At 29.7% G+C, this 22,226-nt stretch carries 24 protein-coding genes; 7 read left to right on the top strand and 17 right to left on the bottom strand.

Features of this window, described 5'->3' with window-relative positions; genetic code table 11:
* Window positions 1–116 precede the first annotated feature (116 nt).
* The 5 genes from WHD07_RS17215 (at window position 117) to WHD07_RS17195 (ending at window position 5,564) form a co-directional block, all read left to right on the top strand.
* Window positions 117–2,495, top strand: a complete 2,379-nt coding sequence (locus WHD07_RS17215; RefSeq protein ID WP_343329377.1) for a TonB-dependent receptor — start codon at window positions 117–119, stop codon at window positions 2,493–2,495.
* A 4-nt stretch (window positions 2,496–2,499) separates the two neighbouring features.
* Window positions 2,500–3,330 carry a DUF4249 family protein gene (locus WHD07_RS17210; protein ID WP_343329376.1) on the top strand — a complete coding sequence of 277 codons (831 nt, stop codon included), beginning with the start codon at window positions 2,500–2,502 and terminating at the stop codon, window positions 3,328–3,330.
* 181 nt (window positions 3,331–3,511) lie between these two features.
* Window positions 3,512–4,324, top strand: a complete 813-nt coding sequence (murQ, locus tag WHD07_RS17205) for an N-acetylmuramic acid 6-phosphate etherase (protein WP_343329375.1) — start codon at window positions 3,512–3,514, stop codon at window positions 4,322–4,324.
* The gene (locus WHD07_RS17200) at window positions 4,321–4,563 is read left to right on the top strand and encodes a DUF6095 family protein (RefSeq protein ID WP_105047989.1); all 243 of its coding nucleotides are present in this window, start codon (window positions 4,321–4,323) and stop codon (window positions 4,561–4,563) included. The genes murQ and WHD07_RS17200 overlap by 4 nt, the downstream gene beginning before the upstream one ends.
* Window positions 4,563–5,564, top strand: a complete 1,002-nt coding sequence (locus WHD07_RS17195) for a DUF6695 family protein (RefSeq protein WP_343329374.1) — start codon at window positions 4,563–4,565, stop codon at window positions 5,562–5,564. The genes WHD07_RS17200 and WHD07_RS17195 overlap by 1 nt, the downstream gene beginning before the upstream one ends.
* On the opposite strand, the gene WHD07_RS17190 is transcribed toward WHD07_RS17195, so the two are convergent.
* Window positions 5,561–6,061, bottom strand: a complete 501-nt coding sequence (locus WHD07_RS17190) for a DinB family protein (RefSeq protein WP_343329373.1) — start codon at window positions 6,059–6,061, stop codon at window positions 5,561–5,563. The genes WHD07_RS17195 and WHD07_RS17190 overlap by 4 nt on opposite strands.
* Window positions 6,062–6,299: 238 nt before the next feature.
* On the opposite strand from WHD07_RS17190, the gene WHD07_RS17185 reads away from it, so the two are divergent.
* On the top strand, window positions 6,300–7,244 hold the full coding sequence (locus WHD07_RS17185; RefSeq protein WP_343329372.1) for a hypothetical protein: 945 nt from the start codon (window positions 6,300–6,302) through the stop codon (window positions 7,242–7,244).
* Window positions 7,245–7,405: 161 nt separating this feature from the next.
* On the opposite strand, the gene WHD07_RS17180 is transcribed toward WHD07_RS17185, so the two are convergent.
* The 4 genes from WHD07_RS17180 to WHD07_RS17165 all read right to left on the bottom strand — a co-directional run bounded on the left by WHD07_RS17180 (window position 7,406) and on the right by WHD07_RS17165 (window position 10,526).
* Complete coding sequence (locus WHD07_RS17180; protein ID WP_105047985.1) at window positions 7,406–7,633, bottom strand: hypothetical protein; 228 nt, start codon at window positions 7,631–7,633, stop codon at window positions 7,406–7,408.
* Window positions 7,634–7,827: 194 nt separating this feature from the next.
* Window positions 7,828–8,496, bottom strand: coding sequence for a response regulator (locus WHD07_RS17175; protein WP_105047984.1), 669 nt, complete (start codon window positions 8,494–8,496; stop codon window positions 7,828–7,830).
* 2 nt (window positions 8,497–8,498) lie between these two features.
* Entirely contained in the window at window positions 8,499–10,298 is a 1,800-nt protein-coding gene (locus WHD07_RS17170) for a hypothetical protein (RefSeq protein ID WP_343329371.1), read from the bottom strand.
* A 36-nt stretch (window positions 10,299–10,334) separates the two neighbouring features.
* The gene (locus tag WHD07_RS17165) at window positions 10,335–10,526 is read right to left on the bottom strand and encodes a hypothetical protein (RefSeq protein ID WP_343329370.1); all 192 of its coding nucleotides are present in this window, start codon (window positions 10,524–10,526) and stop codon (window positions 10,335–10,337) included.
* A gap of 418 nt (window positions 10,527–10,944) precedes the next feature.
* On the opposite strand from WHD07_RS17165, the gene WHD07_RS17160 reads away from it, so the two are divergent.
* Window positions 10,945–11,640, top strand: a complete 696-nt coding sequence (locus tag WHD07_RS17160) for a hypothetical protein (RefSeq protein WP_343329369.1) — start codon at window positions 10,945–10,947, stop codon at window positions 11,638–11,640.
* A 52-nt stretch (window positions 11,641–11,692) separates the two neighbouring features.
* Here WHD07_RS17160 and ettA read toward each other — a convergent pair whose 3' ends face one another.
* From ettA to WHD07_RS17100, 12 genes are all read right to left on the bottom strand, one after another.
* Complete coding sequence (gene ettA, locus WHD07_RS17155; protein WP_105047980.1) at window positions 11,693–13,384, bottom strand: energy-dependent translational throttle protein EttA; 1,692 nt, start codon at window positions 13,382–13,384, stop codon at window positions 11,693–11,695.
* 48 nt (window positions 13,385–13,432) lie between these two features.
* Entirely contained in the window at window positions 13,433–13,615 is a 183-nt protein-coding gene (locus WHD07_RS17150; RefSeq protein ID WP_105047979.1) for a CAL67264 family membrane protein, read from the bottom strand.
* 112 nt (window positions 13,616–13,727) lie between these two features.
* A complete protein-coding gene (gene lpxD / locus WHD07_RS17145; RefSeq protein ID WP_343329368.1) occupies window positions 13,728–14,720 on the bottom strand; it encodes a UDP-3-O-(3-hydroxymyristoyl)glucosamine N-acyltransferase in 993 nt (330 codons plus the stop codon).
* Between the two features lie 144 nt (window positions 14,721–14,864).
* Window positions 14,865–15,374 carry a hypothetical protein gene (locus WHD07_RS17140; protein ID WP_343329367.1) on the bottom strand — a complete coding sequence of 170 codons (510 nt, stop codon included), beginning with the start codon at window positions 15,372–15,374 and terminating at the stop codon, window positions 14,865–14,867.
* 108 nt (window positions 15,375–15,482) lie between these two features.
* Window positions 15,483–17,507, bottom strand: coding sequence for an NADPH-dependent 2,4-dienoyl-CoA reductase (locus tag WHD07_RS17135; RefSeq protein WP_343329366.1), 2,025 nt, complete (start codon window positions 17,505–17,507; stop codon window positions 15,483–15,485).
* A gap of 119 nt (window positions 17,508–17,626) precedes the next feature.
* Window positions 17,627–18,334 carry a pirin family protein gene (locus WHD07_RS17130; RefSeq protein ID WP_343329365.1) on the bottom strand — a complete coding sequence of 236 codons (708 nt, stop codon included), beginning with the start codon at window positions 18,332–18,334 and terminating at the stop codon, window positions 17,627–17,629.
* A gap of 331 nt (window positions 18,335–18,665) precedes the next feature.
* Window positions 18,666–19,103, bottom strand: a complete 438-nt coding sequence (locus WHD07_RS17125) for a MarR family winged helix-turn-helix transcriptional regulator (protein ID WP_105047975.1) — start codon at window positions 19,101–19,103, stop codon at window positions 18,666–18,668.
* A gap of 323 nt (window positions 19,104–19,426) precedes the next feature.
* Window positions 19,427–19,675: a glutaredoxin family protein gene (locus tag WHD07_RS17120; RefSeq protein WP_105047974.1), complete on the bottom strand. Its 249-nt coding sequence runs from the start codon at window positions 19,673–19,675 to the stop codon at window positions 19,427–19,429.
* Between the two features lie 2 nt (window positions 19,676–19,677).
* Window positions 19,678–20,211, bottom strand: coding sequence for an NAD(P)H-dependent oxidoreductase (locus WHD07_RS17115; protein WP_343329364.1), 534 nt, complete (start codon window positions 20,209–20,211; stop codon window positions 19,678–19,680).
* A 74-nt stretch (window positions 20,212–20,285) separates the two neighbouring features.
* Window positions 20,286–20,681, bottom strand: coding sequence for an OsmC family protein (locus WHD07_RS17110; RefSeq protein ID WP_343329363.1), 396 nt, complete (start codon window positions 20,679–20,681; stop codon window positions 20,286–20,288).
* On the bottom strand, window positions 20,668–21,033 hold the full coding sequence (locus WHD07_RS17105; RefSeq protein WP_343329362.1) for a DoxX family protein: 366 nt from the start codon (window positions 21,031–21,033) through the stop codon (window positions 20,668–20,670). Before WHD07_RS17105 ends, WHD07_RS17110 begins: the two co-directional genes overlap by 14 nt.
* A 121-nt stretch (window positions 21,034–21,154) precedes the next feature.
* The gene (locus tag WHD07_RS17100) at window positions 21,155–22,153 is read right to left on the bottom strand and encodes a lipoate--protein ligase (protein ID WP_343329361.1); all 999 of its coding nucleotides are present in this window, start codon (window positions 22,151–22,153) and stop codon (window positions 21,155–21,157) included.
* Window positions 22,154–22,226 lie beyond the last annotated feature (73 nt).

The following is a 22,226-nucleotide window of genomic DNA, read 5'->3' as shown; positions in this document are numbered from 1 at the left end:
AAGCATCGACTTTTTTTTTATTTATAATAGTAATACAAAAAACTTATTTACTTTACATTATATTAAAGATTAGTATTGTATTTTTGTTTAAATTATAAACTAAATCATTAAACAGAATGTTTCGTTTTAAAAAATTGCTTTTTTTAGTATTCTTACTAAGCTTTACAGCCTTTAGTCAAGAAAAATATACAGTTAGTGGTACTATTTATGATGATAGTAATAATGAAACTTTAATAGGAGTTTCTATTTACTTTCCCGAATTAAACACCGGCACCACAACCAATGAATACGGATTCTATTCTGTAACTTTCCCCGAAGGCACTTACAAAGTACAAGTAAGTTACTTAGGCTATTCTACCCTTGTTGAAACTATCAATTTTAAAGAAAAGGGAACTAAAAACTTTAAATTAAAAGAAGAAGCAGAAAGTTTAGATGAAATAGTAATAGAAGGCAATGTAGAAAACCTTAATGTTAGAACGCCACAAATGAGCGTAAACAGACTTACCTCTGCAACCATAAAACAAATACCTGTTGTTTTAGGAGAAGCAGATATTATTAAATCTTTAATTCTATTACCTGGTGTTACAAGTGCTGGCGAAGGAGCTTCTGGTTTTAATGTTAGAGGTGGAGCTGCAGACCAAAATTTAATCTTATTAGATGAAGCCATTGTATTTAATTCTTCTCACCTTTTTGGTTTTTTCTCTATTTTTAATCCTGATGTTATCAAGGATGTAAAATTATATAAAGGAGGAATTCCTGCAAAATACGGAGGAAGATTATCATCCGTATTAGATATTTATCAAAAAGAAGGAAACAGTAAAGAATTTAATGTTACAGGTGGTATTGGCTTGGTTTCCTCTAGATTATTAATAGAAGGTCCTATCAAAAAAGAAAAAGTTTCATTCTTAGTAGGTGGTAGATCTTCTTATGCACATTTATTTTTACCGTTATTTGATAATGATAACACCGCTTATTTTTACGATTTAAATACAAAGGTAAATTACCGTATTAACGATAGAAATAGCCTTTTCTTTTCTGGGTATTTTGGTAAAGACGTTTTTGGCATTAGTGATAACTTTGTAAATACCTACGGAAACAAAGTAGGTAACTTACGTTGGAATCACCTTTTTTCTGACAAGCTATTCTCTAACTTATCTTTAATTTATTCTGATTATTTCTACGGATTAACCTTAGATTTTGTTGGTTTCGAGTGGGACTCTGGTATTACTAATTACAACCTTAAGTACGATTTTAAGCACTACCTTAACAATAAAATAAAACTAAGTTATGGTATTAACAATATCTACAACAAATTTAATCCTGGAGAAATTATTCCTAACAGAGATGACTCCGGAATTGTGCCTGAAAAATTAATTGATAAATATGCCAACGAATTTGCTGCTTATATAGATGCAGAACACAAAATAAACGACAAACTGAGATTGCAATACGGAATTCGTTACAGCAACTTTACAAGATTGGGGCAAGATGAATTAAATATTTACACCAATGATGAAGCTGTAATTTATAATAACGAATTTAAAAAATATGAATCTGCAGAAGCAATTGGCACAGAATCGTTTAAAAGAAGTGATGTAATAAGTAGTTTTAACAACTTAGAACCAAGAGTTTCTATGTCTTACATTTTAGATGATAATACCTCTCTAAAAGCCAGTTATAATAGAATGGCACAGTACTTACACCTATTATCTAACACGTCATCTCCTACTCCATTAGATGTTTGGACACCAAGTGGAAAATATATTAAACCTCAACTATTAGATCAATATGCTATTGGTTATTTTAAATCTTTAAAAGGAGGAGATTATTCAATAGAAACCGAAGTTTTCTATAAAGACATTCAAAATAGAATCGATTATATAAATGGTGCTAATTTAATTGCCAATAATGAAATTGAAACCGTAATTTTAAATGGAAAATCTAGAGCTTACGGTTTAGAACTTCTATTAAAAAAGAATTCTGGAAAACTAAATGGTTGGCTTGCCTACACCTTATCTAGGTCAGAGCAATTAACACAAGGTAGAACAGCAGATGAACCAGGAATTAATAGTGGTCAATGGTATAATACTCCCTATGATAAAACACACGATTTTTCTATAAATGCCAGTTACGAGCTAAATGAAAAATGGAAATTCAATACAAATTTTGTTTTTCAAACTGGGCAACCTACAAATTACCCTGTTGGTCAATATGAAGTGCAAGGTTTAAATGTACCTATTTATGATGATAATAGAAGAAATGCAGATAGACTTCCTACATATCATAGATTAGATGTTTCTGCTACATTGACTCCCGAAAAAAATAAAAATAGAAAATGGCAAGGAGAATGGGTATTTGGTATTTACAATCTATATGGTCGTCAAAATGCAGCTTCTATCAACTTTACACAAAATAGAGAAACCTATAGAAACGAAGCCATACAAACTTCTATTTTTGGTTTAGTGCCTTCTGTTACTTATAATTTTAAATTTTAAATTGATGAAAAAGATATATATACTTCCTATTTTAATCATATTACTTTTTGCTAATTGCGAAAAAGTAATAGATGTTGATCTACCATCAATAGCACCAAAATTAATTATAGATGCTTCTTTTGATGTTTTATTTGATGAAAGCCCAGTTACTGCAAATACTGTTGTAAAATTAAGTTTGTCTGCAGATTATTTTGATGAAGAAATCACTAAAGTTACCAATGCAATTGTCTTTGTAACAAACCTATCTAACAATACAGTAATTAATTTTTCTAATATTGATTTAGATGGAAATTACACTCCAATAACTTCATTTATTCCTGCGGATGACATTCAGTATGAATTAACCGTAATTTATAATAATGAAACTTATAAAGGCAAAGCAACCAAGGTAAAATCAACACCACTTACAAGTGTTGTTCAGGGAGATGAAACCTTATTCTCTGGAGAAGAAACCGAATTAAAAGTAACATTTAAAGATACTCCTATCATAGAAAATTACTACTTGTTTAATTTTGATAGAGATTTATTTTTATCTATTGATGATCGTTTTTTTAATGGATCTGATTATAATTTCTCTTTTTTCTATCAAGAAGATGATATAGAATTACCAACCACAACAACTATTAAAATGTCTGGTATTACAAAAGATTATTATACGTATTTCGAAGTTTTAAGCAGTCAAAGTGGTCAAGGTGGCGGTGGTCCTTTTCAATCTATTCCCTCATCTCTTTTAGGAAATATGATTAATACAACGAATGAAACTAATTTCCCTTTAGGCTATTTTTACATTTCAGAAACAGATACTTATACCATAGACTTGGTTGAAAAAAACTAAAATTTAATTTTTAACGAGTCTATGCGTTAGGGATAGAAACGGCATCCTTTTTCTGTCAGTTCGAGTGAATTTTGAAGAATGAAAAATTTGAATCGAGAACAGAAGAAAAAGATATCGTGTAAAGCCCGTTAAAACGCCCAAAAATAATTGAGTATAAACTAGAATTCTGTATTTTTGGACAATGACTTTTATAAGAACAACAGAGCAAGATTCTAACTACAATCATTTAGAAAAAATGACTGTAAAAGAATTATTAAACAACATTAATAACGAAGATAAAACAGTGCCTTTTGCAGTAGAAAAGGCTTTACCACAAATTGAGGCTTTAACAGAACAACTTGTAATGAAGTTACAAGATGGCGGAAGATTGTTTTATTTAGGAGCTGGTACTTCTGGTAGATTAGGTGTTGTAGATGCCTCTGAATGTCCGCCAACTTTTGGCGTACCGCATGAACTTGTTGTGGGTATTATTGCAGGTGGAGATATTGCTATTAGAAAAGCCGTTGAATTTGCAGAAGATTCTACAAACCAAGGTTGGCTAGATTTGCAAAAACATAACATTACTAATAAAGATGTTGTTGTGGGTATTGCTGCATCGGGCACAACGCCGTATGTTATTGCGGCTTTAGAAGAATGTAATAAAAACAACATTACTACAGGTTGTATTGCTTGCAATAAAAACAGTCCTTTAGGGCAGGTTTCTCAATTTCCAATAGAAGTTGTTGTGGGACCAGAATTTGTTACAGGAAGCTCTAGAATGAAAGCAGGAACAGCACAAAAGCTAGTTTTAAACATGCTTTCTACCGCTACAATGATTCAATTAGGAAAAATTAAAGGCAATAAAATGGTAGACATGCAGCTTTCTAATAAGAAATTAGTAGAAAGAGGTGAAAAAATGTTAGCTAAAGAATTAAATATCGACCTATCGGAAGCAAGTAAATTGTTAGCTGAATTTGGTAATGTTAGAAACGCTATTACAAACTATAAAAAATGAGTACTAATTTAAATTTATTAGGTAAAGGTTTAAAATACTTAGGTCTTTTAATTTTTCTTTTTATAGCCTCGCCAATAACACTAACTATGGGGTTTAAAGCTTTAAAAAAGTTTAACAATACCCCTCAAGAATATGTAGCTTACCTAATTCTTTTAGCAGCAGCTATTTTAATAATTTTTACTATTTACTTTGCTTTTAAAACTTTTAATATACTACTAAAAGCTATTTTTAATAATTAATGAGCGTACAAAATACCGACGGGATTATAGTAATACTATCTTACCCAGACACCATTGTAAGGCCCGCTTATTGGGAAACCTTAAGTAATTTTTGGCCAATGATTGGTATTGGCGGTAAACATGCGGTACAAGCGGGTCATGCTGCTTTATTACTGATTAAAAAAGGATGTTCTGAAATTAATTATTTTGATTTTGGACGCTATATTACCAGTTACGGAAATGGTAGAGTTCGGTCTAAAGAAATAGATCCGGATGTTGCCATTTCTATAGAAGCTAAATTTAAAGATGATAAGCTAAACAATCTTAAAGAAATTTTACTTTGGATAGAAAATCATCCAGAAAAAACACATGGTGATGGTAGATTAGTGGCTAGTATTCACACAGAAATTGATTTTACCAAGGCTTATAACTTTATCCATCAATTAATTAATCAAAAAGAAATTCCTTATGGTGCTTTTATAAAAAATGGCACCAATTGTGCACGCTTTGTAACGGATACTATTATTGCATCTTCAGCTAATAAAAAGATTAATAAGTTGTTAAAAAAGTCGAACTTATTTACGCCTAGCCCTATTGGAAATGTAATTAAAGGAAATACAAACAATAGTATTTACAACATCTACAAACAAGAAATTACAACGTACAAAAATAGGTCTATCGTTAAAGAATATAGAGCTTCCTTTTTTAATAAGTTTGAAGGAGAACCGAATTTAATTGGTACAGAATTACCAAATAAACAGGTGTTTGAGCTTAACAACGGAACTTGGTTAGGCGGAATTGGAAGTGGCGCTTGGTTTAAAATAGAAGCAAAAGTAAATACAGCTACTTATAAAATAGCGAGATATACTGCAGATGGAAAAAAAGATTTTGAAGGTGTTTTCTCTATTAATAAAACATGTTTTAATCCCTTAACAGTACATCAATTTATGCACCCTACAAATTGTAAAGAAGTTTTTATTCAACAAAAAGATAAAACATACCACTTAAAAAGATTTCATTAATTTTTTAAACACATACCTTTTTTAGGCGTAGTTGGGTTGTAACCAAAATCTGCATTTGGCAACTCAATACCTAATTGATAAATAAGGTAACCAATACTTGCATAATGATGTATTGCATGGCTTTGTGCTTGCATTAATGCTGCTGCAAGACTATAATTAGCCGTTTCTTTACCCAAGCCCATATCGTCAGAAACTTTAATAATTGTATTAAAATCTTCTTGTTTTATTTTTTTAAGTTGATGAATTACAGATTCAAAATATTCGATTCCTACACGTGTTTCTTGTTCTGCACATTCATTTCTTTCTCTTACAGAAAAATCGACACTTTTGGCGTCTAAACCTTTTAAAAGACAAGAAAAAACATCTAAAACATGACGCATATGGCAACCAATACTAGAATTATAGGGAGGTATTGTTTTGTTAGAATATTGTTCGTCTGAAATATTTTTTAATAGTTGAATACCTCTTTGTAAGTTTTGCTCAATCGCTTCAATCATAAATTATCTGTTTGATACTTTAGGTCGTTAAAAGATGAACAAATTTACGCGTTCTTAACTATTAATACTAAAATATTTTTAAAACACTATTTATCAAATAAATAGAACTAATTACTCAATAAAATACAATCTTAAATAACACTCTTTTAATTTTATGGCACGTTGTTTGAATATATCATAATCAAATACGATAGCCGAAAAGTATATTAGAGTAGGCAAAACCCTAAAACCATACATTATGAAAAAAGGTTTACTTATAGTATTAGGCATGTTCCTAATGACTTCTACAATTGAAGCAACAAACAGCAAAGAATCAGCAACCAACATTGGATATAATTACGCATACGAAAACGCCGTAAATTTTGAAGAACGTGGTATCGAGTTTTTTATTTTTACCAATGGTGAATTTGATTTTAATACTCAATTTAATGATTCGTATTATGATTACAACGGAAATCGTATAAGAAGAGAGAGTAACATACGCATCTATAGAGATTATAGAGGTAGAATTGAAAGAATAGGAAACTCTTCTGTAAACTATGATCATTACGGAAACGTAACCAGAATTGGAAACGTTTTTATGAGATACCATAGAGGTAGGTTAACAGAAGTTGGGCATTTAAAAATAAGATATGATGCTTGGGGAAATCCTAATTTTTACGGGAATGTAAAAGACAATTATTATAGTTATAATGGTCTTAGAATTAATCTTAATATTGGTGATATTTTTGATTATAATCATGCTTATTTTTCTCACAGAGATTTTTCTAGAAATTATTCTAAAATTAGAGAAGACAGAAATTATTACTACTACAGAGCCAACCCAAACTCTAAAATTGGTAGTAGAAGTAAAATATTAAGAAGAAGAAAATCAGTTGCTAGTATTTTACACAAAAAACCAATTATTAGAAGAAATGTTACAACTTACAGAAGACCTAGTACAGTAAACACCAAGAGAATAACATCAAATGGAAAAAGAACAAATAATACTACTTATAGAAGGCCTTCTATTGTAAATAAAAAAAATAATACCTCAACAAAAAGACCATCTAAAGTGACTGAAGGTAGAGTTATTTCGGAAAAAAGAAATGCAAAGAGTAGCTCTCCTAGAAATGCTACTACTAAAAGAACTATTGATAAAACAAAAAAAGAAAGAAGAACTACAGGTAATAGAAGAGGTTAAAAACAGGTATTAATACGGGTACATAGTGAAATTTATTTTTTTACCTTGCAACCTACTTCTTTAAATTAAGTAACAGTTAACTAATTCATTGTGATAGAAAAAGGAGAAGTTAAAAGCCTCATTTCTTTATAGAAATGAGGCTTTTGTATGCTTATAATATTTTAATTCGTTTTTTTTGATTCTAATTTACACCAACCCCTTCCTACTCTTTCTGCTTTAGACTTTGTTATTTTTTTAATTTCAGACTTACATTTTTTTAAACCAATACAGTCTTTTTTTAAATGATAGGTTTTACTTGATTTAGTTGTACAAATAAAAACGTCTTTTTCTTTTGTTTGAAATGCTGTTAAAAAAGTAAACAGGATAAGCGATAAAATCAATTTTTTCATAATTATTTTTTATACTATAAAAGTACTTTATAATTTATTGTTTTAAAAAAAACCTTACGGAATTCCGTAAGGTTTAAATTTTCACTTTTCTTTTTTCATAGTTTCTTCCCGAAATTATTACTTCAAATGTAAAGTAGTAAAACAACAAAAGTTTACGGAAAACCATATTCTAACTAAATAAATATATAATTTATCTAAATAAGCCCAAAATCTTTAGCAATAGCTACCAAATGCGCAGGATTATTTGCGTTAAAATGTTCTTTTAAAATTTTTAATCTTTTTTCAATAGCACTAATACTAGAAGGAGACATTCCTTTTTCTTTTAAATTCTTACTAATAGCTTCTTGAACCAGTCCTTTAGATAAGGCATCTATTATAAAAATATCAAAATCTGTAATTTCAATCGTTTTTTTAGGATGAATTGCAACATTTAAATCGGGTGAAATGTAAAATTGATCTGAACTAGATACTATTTTAATAGCGTTTTTTAATTCTTTTAATCCGTTTCTACTTTTCCAAACATAACCCTGAATTTTTAAATTCTTGTATAAATTTTGAATTCGGTAAGATTTGTCTTCCACAGAAAAAACTATAATTTTTAAATCAGGAAATTCTTCACGTATTTTTTCTATAAGTTCATCTCCAGAATTTAACTCTTGTGGAGTACCATCATTTTTAAAAGATAAATCAGAAATAACTAACTGGTAAGGTTTACCATCTAAATTGGCTTTTTTAATTTTTAATAAAGCTTCATCACAATATGAAATAAAATCTACTTGTTTAATGTTAAGCTCGTCTAAAGCAATTTTAATTCCGCTATTAATAACATCAAAATCTTCTACAACTAAAATTTTTTCTAACATTTTTAATTTTTAAAATGGATATTAACTTTTAAACCTTTATTGGGCTTGTTTTCAAAATTAATGGTTCCTTTAATAGTTTTTATACGGGTTTCCATATTTTTAAGTCCATTTTTTAAAATAATGGTATTCTCGTTAAATCCTATTCCATTATCAGCATAAATCATTTCTATATTATGCTTTGTTTTCTTACAAGATAAAACCACTAAACTCGCTTTACTGTGCTTTTTCATGTTTACAAACAACTCGTTAAAAACTCTATAGATTACAACTTGTTTCTCTTTCTTTAAATTATTTAAATCTAACACGGATAAATCTTTTAAAATAATTTTACAGGTGTTAGAATTATATCCTGCTACAAGGTTTCTAAAATAATTTTCAAAATCAGATCCTGTTTCAATGCAATCGTTCTCATGTGAAATTGCCCGAGTTTGTAAGTATATTTTATCTAAATCGTTTATAATTTCTGCTTTTTTAATTTTAGCATTTTGCACCTTTGTAAGGGTATTAAAAATATCATTACCTAGTTCATCATGTAATTTTTTTGCAATTCTAGTTTCCGTATCATACGTCTCTTGCAAAATTCTTTTTTGGTATTGATATTTTCTTCTATAAATTAAAAATATGAATCCAAAAGTTAACAAAACTCCTATAATAATAATGTTTTTTTTCTCACTACGTTGTTGTTCTACAACTAATTTACTTTCTGTAGCTAGGGTTTTAAATTTTTGTTTTTGCTTTTGTTCTTCTTCGTAATTGTATTTAATTTTAGCAAATTTATATTGACGCTTTGTTTCTTCTTCTTGTAAACTATCTCTTAAATGAATGCTTTCTTTATAATACTTTATTGATTTTTCTGGTTTTTGAAGTGATACAATTATATCTATAGATTCTAAAAGCCCATTGGTAGCTTTTTCCTTTTTAGCAACTTCATACATCTTATTTGCATAAAAAAGTGATTGTAATTTATTATTGTCTCTAAAATAATCTGATAAATGATTATAACTGGCAATTAAACCAGAATTATCATTTAGCTTTTCTCTAATGGATACTGCTAACAGTAATTCTTTTAAAATATTTTCTTTTGATTTATTTAACCATTTAATATGAGCTAAATTATCAATAATTCTAGCTTTTGTTTTTTGATCGGTAATTGAATCTTTTAATAAATTTTCTAGAATTAAAATTGATTTGGGATAGTTTTTAAGTTCTTTATAAACATTAGCCAAGTTATTTTTATAAATGTTTTTTGAGCTTTTTTTTGTTGAAAACTCTAGCGCTTTATTGTAATAAGTAATTGCATCGGTATATAAAAACCTATCTTTTGCATTTATGGCTAAACAATTATAAGCAGAAGCCATGGTTCTATCTCTTTTACCTTTTACATATTTTATAGACTCCACCAATGTAGAGTCACTTGCAGAATAGCTTCCATAATCAGACTCTATAATACCTATATTTAATAGATTCATACCTATATTTATACTGTCGCCTAATTGTATATATAGTTCTTTAGATTTTCTATAATAATAGAACGCGCTATCATTAAAATTTTCTCTATAATTATAAATTGCTAGTTTGTTATATGACTTAGCTTGTTGCTTTATATTTTTATTCTTTTTTGCTTCTATAAGCAATTGATGTGCATAAAATAAAGCCTTGTTATTTTGTCTTTTTTTACTGTGATGAAGAACTTTTTTATAAATACTATCAAAAGTGCTATTTATTGATTTATCTTGAAAAGAAAAAAGATTATTATTTAGAAAAATAATAAAATAAAAGAGGAATAAAAATTTTAATTTCATTCCTCTAAAATACTATAATTATTAAAAATAAAACCCTTAATTCTTTACAAGAATATCACCTTCTTCTTCTTCATCATCACCCTCATCTGGATCTTGCCCGTCTTCTCCTACTGTTACTAAAATCTCAGATTTTACGGGTTCATTTTCTAAATTTTCATCTAAATCTGTACAAGATGTAAAAACACTATTTGCAAGTAATATTGCAAATACTAAACATACTTTTTTCATGTTACTTTCCTTTAAAAATTAAACAAAAGTGTTGCTCTCCGAATTTTAGAATTCAGCTTTTTATAATTAGAAACACATTAAAATTTAAAAGAGTCGCGCGCCTCTTTTGCGGGAAGTTGTAGAATGAAATAGTGGTATAATCTTGTTTTCCCAATCAAAAAAACACTACTAGGTCATGCTGTTTTTTAGTAATAATTTTCTTTCTATTTTTAGAGAACTATTGCTTCTGCAAATATCTAAAGAGAAGAAAACCTATCAGTAACCAAGGTTTAGACAATTTAAAATCAACTATAAATTGTCTATTTTTAGACAGTTTGATAGCTATTTTGTCTAAAATGTCTACTTTTAGACAACCAAACAACTAACAATGATTAAAGTACTTTTGACAGATTTTTTCAATAAAATTGAAAAAAAAGAAATGAAGAAAAATAAAAATGCTCAAGCTACTTTTTGGGTAGAAGAATTACAAGAAGTTACCCCTACTGATAAAAACTATATTAGTGTTAGAAAGGCAACCCGTTTGTATAATAAATATATTGAAGAAAGAGAACAGGTAATTGTTAAAGAACCTAATAAATATCTTTTAGATTTTATGTCTCAATATTTGGGCTACAATGGGTTTGAAGAATACCTAACTAAACAAGAATCTACAAATGAAAATACTGGAAAAAAAAAGACTATTATTCCTAAAAAAATCGAAAAAAAATCATTCTTAAAAAGAAATAAAAAAATGGTTGTTATTGGGCTAGGTTTCATCTCTTTTCTATTACTGTTTTCCCTAGTTAAAAACACTACAAATAAATCTGAAACCTGTATTATTTGGAAAGAAACTCATTTTGAAAAAAGCAATTGTACTTTAAATAAAACAATAGATAATTCTTTATATAAGATTGATATCGAAAATTTTAAAAAAGTTAAAGTTACTAAAGAAACTCCTTTTTTTAAAAATGGAAAACCTCAAATTTGGTATGGAAAATCATCTAAAAGAAAAATGGAATACTTTACACAAAGAGGAGTTCATCCAGAAACATTAAAAGAACTAGATCCTATTACAGAATATATCATTAATAAATATGTATTCACGGAAAAAACAGATAAAACTATTTTAAACTAAAAAAGCAGCTAATAAAATTAGCTGCTTTTTATAAAATATAATTTAAAGAAAATTATCTAATTAACTTTCTATATTTAATACGTTTTGGCATTAAATCTCCACCCAAACGTTTCTTTTTATTTTCTTCATATTCAGAGAAACCTCCTTCAAAGAAGTACACCTCACTATTACCTTCAAAGGCTAAAATGTGTGTACAAATTCTATCTAAAAACCATCTATCGTGACTAATTACAACTGCACAACCGGCAAAGTTTTCTAAACCTTCTTCTAAAGCTCTTAGAGTATTTACATCCAAATCATTTGTTGGCTCATCCAAAAGTAAAACGTTTCCTTCTTCTTTTAACGTCATTGCTAAATGCAAACGGTTACGTTCTCCACCAGAAAGTGTGTTTACCTTTTTGTTTTGCTCGCTTCCAGAAAAATTAAAACGACTTAAATATGCACGAGAATTTACTTGCTTACCTCCCATCATTACTAAATCTTGTCCGTCAGAAAAGTTTTCCCAAATTGTTTTTTCTGGATCAATATCTGAGTGTGCTTGATCTACATATGCAATTCTAGCGGTTTCACCTACCTTAAAGCTTCCTGCATCAGGTGCTTCTTCTCCCATAATCATTTTAAAAATAGTGGTTTTACCAGCACCATTGGGACCAATAATACCAACAATTCCTGCTTGTGGAAGATTAAATTCTAAATTATCGTATAACAACTTGTCTCCAAATGCTTTAGAAACACCACTTGCTTCAATTACATTTGTTCCTAAACGTGGTCCATTTGGAATATAGATTTCTAATTTTTCATCTACTTGCTTTTGGTCTTGACTCATTAACTTGTCATAATTTTTCAAACGCGCTTTTTGCTTTGTTTGACGACCTTTTGCACCTTGACGAACCCAATCTAACTCTCTTTCTAAAGTTTTTTGACGCTTAGAAGCTGTTTTACTTTCTTGTGCCATTCTCTGAGATTTTTGATCTAACCAAGAAGAGTAATTTCCTTTCCAAGGAATTCCTTCTCCTCTATCTAATTCTAAAATCCAACCAGCAACGTTATCTAAGAAATATCTATCATGCGTTACAGCAATTACGGTTCCTTTATATTGTGCTAAATGATGCTCTAACCAGTGTACAGACTCTGCATCTAAATGGTTGGTAGGCTCATCTAATAATAAAATTTCTGGTTCTTGTAATAATAATCTACACAGTGCAACACGTCTTTTTTCTCCTCCAGAAAGTACTCCAATTTTTTTATCAGAATCTGGAGTTCTTAAAGCATCCATGGCAATTTCTAATTTGGTATCTAATTCCCAAGCATTAGCTGCATCAATTTTATCTTGCAACTCAGCTTGTTGTGCCATTAGTTTTTCCATCTTGTCTGCATCAGAATATACTTCTTCTAACCCAAACATGTCGTTTATTTTATTGTACTCATCTAAAATTGCAACAGTTTCTGCAACTCCTTCTTTTACAATTTCTAAAACGGTTTTTTCTGGATCTAACTGTGGTTCTTGTTCTAAATATCCTACTTTATAACCTGGTGAAAAAGTAACATCTCCTTGATAGTTCTTTTCTACACCTGCTATAATTTTTAATAAAGTTGATTTACCAGATCCATTTAAACCTAGAATACCAATTTTTGCTCCATAAAAGAAACTTAAATATATATCTTTTAAAACTTGCTTTCCGGTTGATTGATAAGTTTTAGACAACTTATTCATCGAAAAGATTACTTTCTTATCGTCGCTCATTATTTTTTTATTTTATTTTTTGAAAACTATTACTAAAAACTGTAGCCTTTATACTCTTCCTTTTAAGGCATTAAACACCCATGCAATACAAAAGAAACCAATACCTACAGTTGCAAAACCCCAACCAGCAACATCTTCATATCTATAAGCTCCTAATAAAATTAGAACAATCCCCATTAATAGCATTAACATGGTTGCCCATCCTAACACTGTATTTTTATTCATTCCCATAATTCGTAATTCGTTAGTTTGATTGGCAAATATCGGTATTTATTTGGTATTGTCAAATTATACCCATTAGTAAAAAGGGTATAATTTTAGTATCTTACAAAGTATTAAATGCTTAGTTTCTTGCTAGTTTGCGCAAAGCCACCCACTGTTTCATTTTTTCTCTAGAATTACAAGCCGGATAACCAACTACCGATGTACCTGCTGCTACATCACTAATAACACCAGAACCTGCACCAACCTTTGCGCCAGAGTGTATGGTAACATGATCTTTTATAGAAGCACTTCCGCCAATAATTACACCATCTCCTAAAGTAACAGACCCCGCTAAACCACTGTGTCCTGCCATAATACAACACCTTCCTAACACACAATTATGACCTATTTGTACCAAGTTATCAATCTTGCAACCATCTCCTAAAATAGTAGAACTAAATTTACCTCGATCTACACAAGAATTTGCACCAATTTCTACCGCATTACCAATAACTACATTACCAATATGTATTATTTTAACCAAACCTCTACCATCATTACTTGGTCTATAACCAAAACCATCTGCACCAATACTTACATTGATGTGAAAAATACAATGACTTCCTATTTTACTGCGTTCTCGAATAACAGTACCAGACCAAATAACAGTTTCGTTTCCAATAGTAGTGTCATCAAAAATAGACACATTTGGGTAAACGGTTACATGATCACCTAAAACTACATCTTTACCTATATAAGAATTCGCGCCAATTTTACATCCTTTTCCTAATTTTGCTGTTTTATCTATTACGGCTGTTGGATGAATGTCTGTTTCAAAATACGGTGGTTCTGGTTCAAATGCCTCTAATAAAACGGCCATTGCCAAATCTGCATTTTTTACTTTTATAAATGCTTTTCCTTTTCCCGGTAAAATTTTTATTCCATCGTAAACAATAGCTAAACTCGCATTTGAGTTTTCCCATAAACGCGCATATTTAGAACTTCCTATAAAAGTTATATTACCTTTAATGGCATTTTCTATTTGCGCTGGAGCATTAATGATATCTTTACAATGACCAATTTGCTCACCGCTTACAAGTGTTGTTATTTCTTCAATGGAAAATAATTTCATAAATGTTTTTTATATTTTTTCTAAATGTACTCTTTTATTATTGATCTTAAAAAAATCCTATAAACATAGGATTTAATTTACTTACTGCCTTCTCATTCCGCCGCCTCTATTGGGTCTAGAACCTTCTTTATTATTTTCAGCCTTTTAGGGCTGTAAACTTTCTATTTTATTTTGTTGATATTTTAACCACTTCTTATCTTGTTTTTCTGATAAAACACCTTTTAAAATGCCATTAAGTTCTTTTTCATTTTTATGAACACTATCTTTTATTGGACGAATAACCTCCCTAACCTTTTCTCTAATATTTATACTACTCTCATTATCTTTACCTTTAGAAATTGAGTTCATTAAAAGATCTAAATCCGTAAATTTTGTAGTATTTAAGAATAAAATTTCTTTTATTTTAAAATTGTAATTTCTTAATGCTCTTGTTAGCGAATATTGTTTGTCATCATCTTTAACCTTTATTTTTTTTATTACTTCATCAACATCATAATAAAAAATACCAGCAATTTCTTTTGCACTCAGTTTTTTTATCTCTTTTGTTCTATTCGCTTCTGGGTTTTGTCCCTGTTGTCTTCCGCCACCTCTAGATCGTTGTGCTAAGAGATTAAACGTAAAAAAAAGGATTGTAATAAAAAGTATTTTCTGCATTATGAATTTTATTTATAGATATATACTTTTATTTAGATGCTAGCTACCTAAAAAACTTGTATATTTATTTTTTTAGAATAACCACCTCAACTAAAATATTCTTTAAACTTACAGATTTGCAGCTAATCTTGCCCCTTGGTTTATGGCTCTTTTTGCATCTAATTCGCTTGCAAAATCTGCTCCACCAATAACATGTACATTTTTGCCTGCATCTAATAAAGGTTGATATAATTCTTTAAAAGGAACTTGACCAGCACAGATAACAATATTATCTACTTCTAAAATTTTTGCTTCATCATTCTGAATATAATGCAAGCCTTGGTCATCAATTTTTGTGTAAGAAACTTCACCAATAAATTGCACTTTTTTCTTTTTTAAGGTAGATCTATGAATCCAACCGGTAGTTTTACCAAGATTGCCTCCAAACTTTCCTTTACTTCTTTTAAACATAAAAACTTCTCTTGGCGATGGATGAAATTCTGGCTTTACATCTTCAATTCCTGCTCTTGCTTCTAAAGATTTATCTATTCCCCATTCTTTTAACCAAGTATCTATATTTAGTGATGTAGATTCGCCTTCATGCGTTAAATACTCTGAAACATCAAAACCAATTCCTCCTGCTCCAATTACGGCAACTCGTTTTCCTACTGGTTTTTTCAATTTTAATACATCAATATAACTCAACACTTTTGGATGCTCAATTCCTTCTATTTTTAATGACCTAGGTTTAATTCCGGTTGCAATTACAATTTCATCAAAATCAGATTTCAGTAAATCATCTGTTGCAACTCTTGTATTTAGTTTTAAAGTTACCTTATGTATTTCAATTTGTTTTTTAAAATAACGTAACGTTTCATAAAACTCTTCTTTACCAGGAATTTGTTTTGCAATGTTAAATTGACCTCCAATTTCTTTTTCGGCATCAAACAAAGTAACAGCATGACCTCTTTCTGCCGCAATGGTAGCTGCAGCTAATCCTGCAGGACCTGCTCCAATTACCGCTATTTTCTTTTTAAACACAGTTTGATAATAAACCAATTCTGTTTCATGACAAGCTCTTGGATTTACCAAACAACTGGCTACTTTTTGTTGAAATACATGATCTAAACACGCCTGATTACAACCAATACAGGTGTTTATTTCATCACTTTTATCTGCTGCTGCTTTATTTACCCATTCTGGATCTGCTAAAAAAGGACGTGCCATAGAAATCATATCTGCATCTCCTTCTGCTAATATTTTCTCTGCAGTTTCTGGCATATTTATTCTATTAGAAGTTATCAAAGGAATTGATAATTCTTCTTTCATTTTTTTTGTAACCCAAGTAAATGCAGCTCTAGGAACTGATGTGGCAATGGTTGGTATTCTTGCTTCGTGCCAACCAATACCCGTATTAATAATAGTTGCTCCTGCTTTTTCTATCTCTTTTCCTAATTGAACAACCTCTTGCCAAGAACTTCCATTTTCTACCAAATCTAACATTGATAATCTGTAAATGATGATAAAATTTTCACCAATAGATTCTCTAATTTGTTTTACAATTTCAATAGGTAAACGCATTCTGTTTTCATAATCTCCTCCCCAATCATCTGTTCTCTTATTGGTTCTTTTGGCTATAAACTGATTGATTAAATACCCTTCGGACCCCATAATCTCTATACCATCATAACCTGCTAAATGCGCTAGTTCTGCTGAGTTTACAAAATCATTAATGGTTCTTTTAATTCCAAATTTTGTTAATTTAAATGGTTTAAAAGGTGTTATTGGCGATTTTATTTTTGATGGAGCAACACTAAATGGATGATAGCCATACCGACCAGCATGTAAAATTTGCATACAGATTTTACCACCTTCTTTATGAACTGCTGCTGTTATTTTTTGATGTTGTTTTGCATGTTTTTCTGTAGACATTCTAGAAGAGAAAGGCCCTGTCCATCCTTGTACGTTAGGTGCAATCCCTCCTGTAACAATTAAACCTACGCCACCTTTTGCTCTTTCTGCATAATATGCTGCAATTCTATCTAATCCGTTTTTTTCTTCTTCTAAACCGGTATGCATAGACCCCATTAGAATTCTATTTTTTAAAGTTGTGAATCCTAAATCTAATGGTTCAAAAATGTGTTTATATTTCATAAGCTTGGAATTAAATTTACTATGCATGCATAATACTTTGCAAGATATGTTTATTTTTTGAAAAGAAAAAGCCAAAGAAATTCATTCTTTGGCTTTTAAATCAATAATTATGGTAACTTTTAAAACATAGGTACATCTACAACTAACAACTTACTTGAACTATTTGCCTTAATAGAAATATTTTTTGCATCTGTAATTCCTATAGCATCTCTTTTTTCTAGAATCTCGTCTGCTACAATAACTTCTCCTTCAATTAAGAAAAAATAGACTCCTTTTTTTGGTTGATATGTAATTTCTGAATCTTTATCTAAATCTACCAAAGAAATATAACCTTGCTGGTTTATAGGTAAAGAACCTTCTACTAGCTTGTCTTTTGGAGAAACCAAAACTTGAAATTTATTTTTTCGTTCTGCTTCATCAAACATTTTTTGATTGTAATATGGTGTTACATTTTCTGCTTCAGGAATAATCCAAAGTTGTAAAAAATTAACTTCATCTGTTTTACTATCATTAAATTCTGAATGCGTTAAACCGGTTCCGGAACTCATTACTTGTACTTCTCCAACTTCTATTGAGCGTTTATTATCCATACTATCTTTGTGAGATAAGCTTCCTGAAATAGGTATAGAGATAATTTCCATATTTTTATGAGGATGTGTGCCAAACCCCATTTTTGGCTGTACAACATCATCGTTTAAAACACGTAACATACCAAAATTCATTCTTTCTGGATTTTGATAATTTGCAAAGCTAAATGTGTGATGAGATTTTAACCAACCATGGTTTGCATATCCTCTTGTTGCTGATTTGTGAAGTATTTTTTTCATGATTTTTATTTTTTAAAGACACTTATAGTACCTTGTTATTATCTGTTGTTTTTGCGTTAGGGATTGAAACGGCATCCTTTTTTCTGTCAGTTCGAGTAAATTTTGAAGAATGAAAAATTTGTATCGAGAACAGAAGAAAAAAGATATAGTGAAAAGCCCGACCTTTTTAGGGAACGCCCTAATATAAATTCCCTATTTTACCTTGATTAAAATAGCAGATTACTACTAAAATATCTCCCACTAACACATACATTAAAGGTTAATGGCTTTCTGGAATATTAATTTCTAGTTATTTTGAATATTTTCCATGGAAAATATAAGTGTAATTTTTTTAGCGCAATTTATCTAACAAATTACTTAATGTTAAAGCTTCTTCATCGGTAAGATTATCTAAAAAAGACAACGTTTTATTTTCATCGATATTTGTTAATAATTCTAAACCCAACTTTGTTATTCTAACATATACTACTCTTCTGTCTTCTTCGCAACGCTCTCTTTCAATTAAGTTTTTATCGTAGAGCTTATCCATTAAACGTGTTGCATTTGGCGCTCTTTCTATCATTCTATCTTTTACTATCTGTACTTTAATTCTGTCTTTTGCACCACGTAAAATTCTAAGAATGTTATACTGTTGTGGCGAAATAGCATACGGTTTAAAGAACTCATTTTCTCTACTGCTAATCCAATTTGCCGTATATTTTATATTGATAAAAGCTTTTAATTTATTGCTTTTAAACGTAGATTTTATGTCTTTAGAAATATCTCCCATGTATTCAGTATTTAGTAATCAGTAATCAGTAATCAGTAATCAGTAATCAGTAATCAGTAATCAGTAATCAGTAATCAGTAATCAGTAATCAGTAATCAGTAATCAGTAATCAGTAATCAGTAATCAGTAATCAGTAATCAGTAATCAGTAATCAGTAATCAGTAATCAGTAATCAGTAATCAGTAATCAGTAATCAGTAATCGAAAATTAAAAAAAATTAAGTGATGTACATTAAAAATTATTGATTTTTTTAAATTAATCCTTCACTCTTTATTCTCTTTTCTCTTTTCTCTTTTCTCTTTTCTTAATCCCAAAATAAAAACTTACGCTCTTAAATTTAAATCTTGCATAATTTTATTAAACTCTTCCGTTGTTGGTGTTAAATACACTTTATCATCTACAAACAATGTTGGAAATTTAGCTACGCCACCATACAATTCTTTGCTGTGTTCTCTTGCTTCTGCATCTTTAGAAATGTCTTTGTAAACATAAGGTTCATCGGTTGAGTTTAAGAAATTTTTAAAAGCAACGGTGTATGCATGTCCTTGTTTACCGTATAATACAATCTTCATTTTTATGAATTTACAGTTTCTTCAAATTGACTTACTTGTAATTTTAAAGCCGTTAAAAGTTCTTCATTTTCAATTTTACCTTCTTTAAAATTATCATAGAAACTTGGTAACGAAAAAGAGATTAATTCTTTTGCGCCTTGTCTCGGAAATCTAGAAATTGCTGCTTCTAAAACTGATTGTCCGCCTCTAGCTCCTGGAGACGTTGCCATTAATAATAAGGGTTTGTCTCTAAAAACGCTTGCTTCTACTCTAGAACTCCAATCAAAAATATTTTTAAAAGCAGCTGTATAAGAACCATTGTGTTCTGCTAAAGACAAAATAAAACCGTCGTAATGATCTAGTAATGCAGAAAACTTTATTGCATCTTCTGGAAAACCATTTTTTTCTTCATCTTCACTATAAATTGGCAATGCAAAATCTCTTAAATCGATGACATCAAATTCAGTCTCTTTTAAATTTTCTGCTGCAAATGTTGCTAATTTTTTATTGATAGAAGTAGAACTTGTACTTCCTGCAAATGCTAATATTTTTTTCATAATTTAAAAATGTTTATTTGTGTAATTGTTTAACTGTGTAATCGTCTCAGTAAACTATTAAATTACAATCTTAACTATTGGATACTCGTAACTATTTTTGTTTCTCCTTTTATCATTTTTGCAACCGGACATTTGCCTGCAAATACCAATAATTTCTTTCTTTGTTCTTCCGTTATTTCTTTTTCAAAGGATATTTCTTCGGTTAAGTATTTGGCACTTTCATCTTGTTGTTGCGTAACAGTTACTGTTATTTCTCCAATATCCCAACCTCTTCTTTCTGCATACGTTCTTAACGTCATAGCAACACAACCGCCAATTGCCGTTAATAAAAATTCTACCGGTGTTGCGCCGCTATCATCACCTCCAGCAGCAACAGATTGATCCATTGTTAAAAAGTGATTTCTTGTTTTTGCTTCGGCTAAATAGTTTCTGTTTGTTAAAACTACTTCAGATTTTTTAAGCTCTGCCATTTGTTATTTTCTTATGAGTAATATAAGAGGTAATTAAAAAAACCATGGCTGCTATAGCTGCACCTTGTTCTCCATCATTAATCATAATATGTGCAAAAAAAGCAAAAATAAATGCAAAGAAAAAACCTGCATATGCCCACTCTTTTATCGTTTTGTTAGCTACAAACCACAACGCTACTAAACCTAATAATTTGGCTATGGCATACGGATAAATAATATACGTTGGATACCCAAAATTGGTAAACATACCAGCTACTGCTTCATGATTAAAAATATACATACCGGCAGAAAAAAGCATGATCAATGTTAATAAACTTGTAGAAACGTAATATATAATTTTTGTTGTTTTCATCTTAATTAGTTTTAAATTCTATGCAAAGTTACAACAAATAAATTTATTTTCCAAGGAAAATAAACCCAAGGATTTATTTAGTAAAAACAAGAAAAATTTTTATCCGATTAATTTTTAAAAATTAATCATTACCGTAAACTAAGTCTATAAATTCTGATTTTTCTAATTTTCCAAAATAATCGGAAATAGTTATTTGACGTAACTTCTTGGTAATTTCATTTTTATCATAAGGAACTCCTATTAACAAATTTTCAAGATGAACAACGGGTTGTCTACCAAAGAAATCTCCATAAATTTTAAAGTCAGAAATATGCCCTTTTTCAACAAAAATACGCAGATCTATCTCTCCTATTGAAAATCGTTTGTTACGTTGAATATTAAACTTTGGCGAGTTTCCAAAATTCCAATCCCACAAATCGTATTTTGCTTCTTTTAATTCATGTACAGCTTTCCATTCTGCTTCGGTTAGTTTATGAATTTCAAAATCTTCCTTAGCTTCATACAACCCCGTTAGTAATTGCTTTTTAAAATGATCCATTGTAATTGGTTCTTTTAAAAATTCACTAATATTTGCAACACGACTTCTTACCGATTTATGTCCTTTTGATTGAATTTTACTCATTTTTACATGAAGTGCTTTTCCTACTTCGCTCATATCTGTATCGAACAATAAAGTACCATGACTAATCATTCTTTTTCCTGTAGAGAATTGGGCTGTTCCAGAAATTTTCTTTTCATCAACCAAAATATCATTTCTACCTTTTAACTCGGCAGTAACCCCCAATTCATTTAAAACACGAATTACAGGTTCTGTAAACTTTTTAAAATTACTGATACTTTTTCCGTCGTGATTGGTTATAAAACTAAAGTTTAAATTTCCTAAATCATGATAAACTGCTCCTCCGCCAGAAATACGCCTCACTACTTTTATATCATTTTGATCTACATATTCTTGATTAATTTCTTCTATAGTATTTTGATTACGACCAATAATTATAGATGGCGCATTAATATAAAATAATAAATAATCTGTTGAAGCATCAAAATTTCTTAAGGCATATTCTTCTAATGCCAAGTTTAGTTTAGGATTTGTACACCCCTCATTATCAATAAAAATCATAGGTTATATCTATTAATTGTAGCTAACAAATATAAAGATTTCTTAAACCTGTTTTAAGTATTTAAACCTAAAA

Origin of the sequence: Polaribacter staleyi, from assembly GCF_038024045.1 — a bacterium.
Classification (GTDB): domain Bacteria; phylum Bacteroidota; class Bacteroidia; order Flavobacteriales; family Flavobacteriaceae; genus Polaribacter; species Polaribacter butkevichii.
This window is presented reverse-complemented; position numbering and strand designations above follow the sequence as displayed.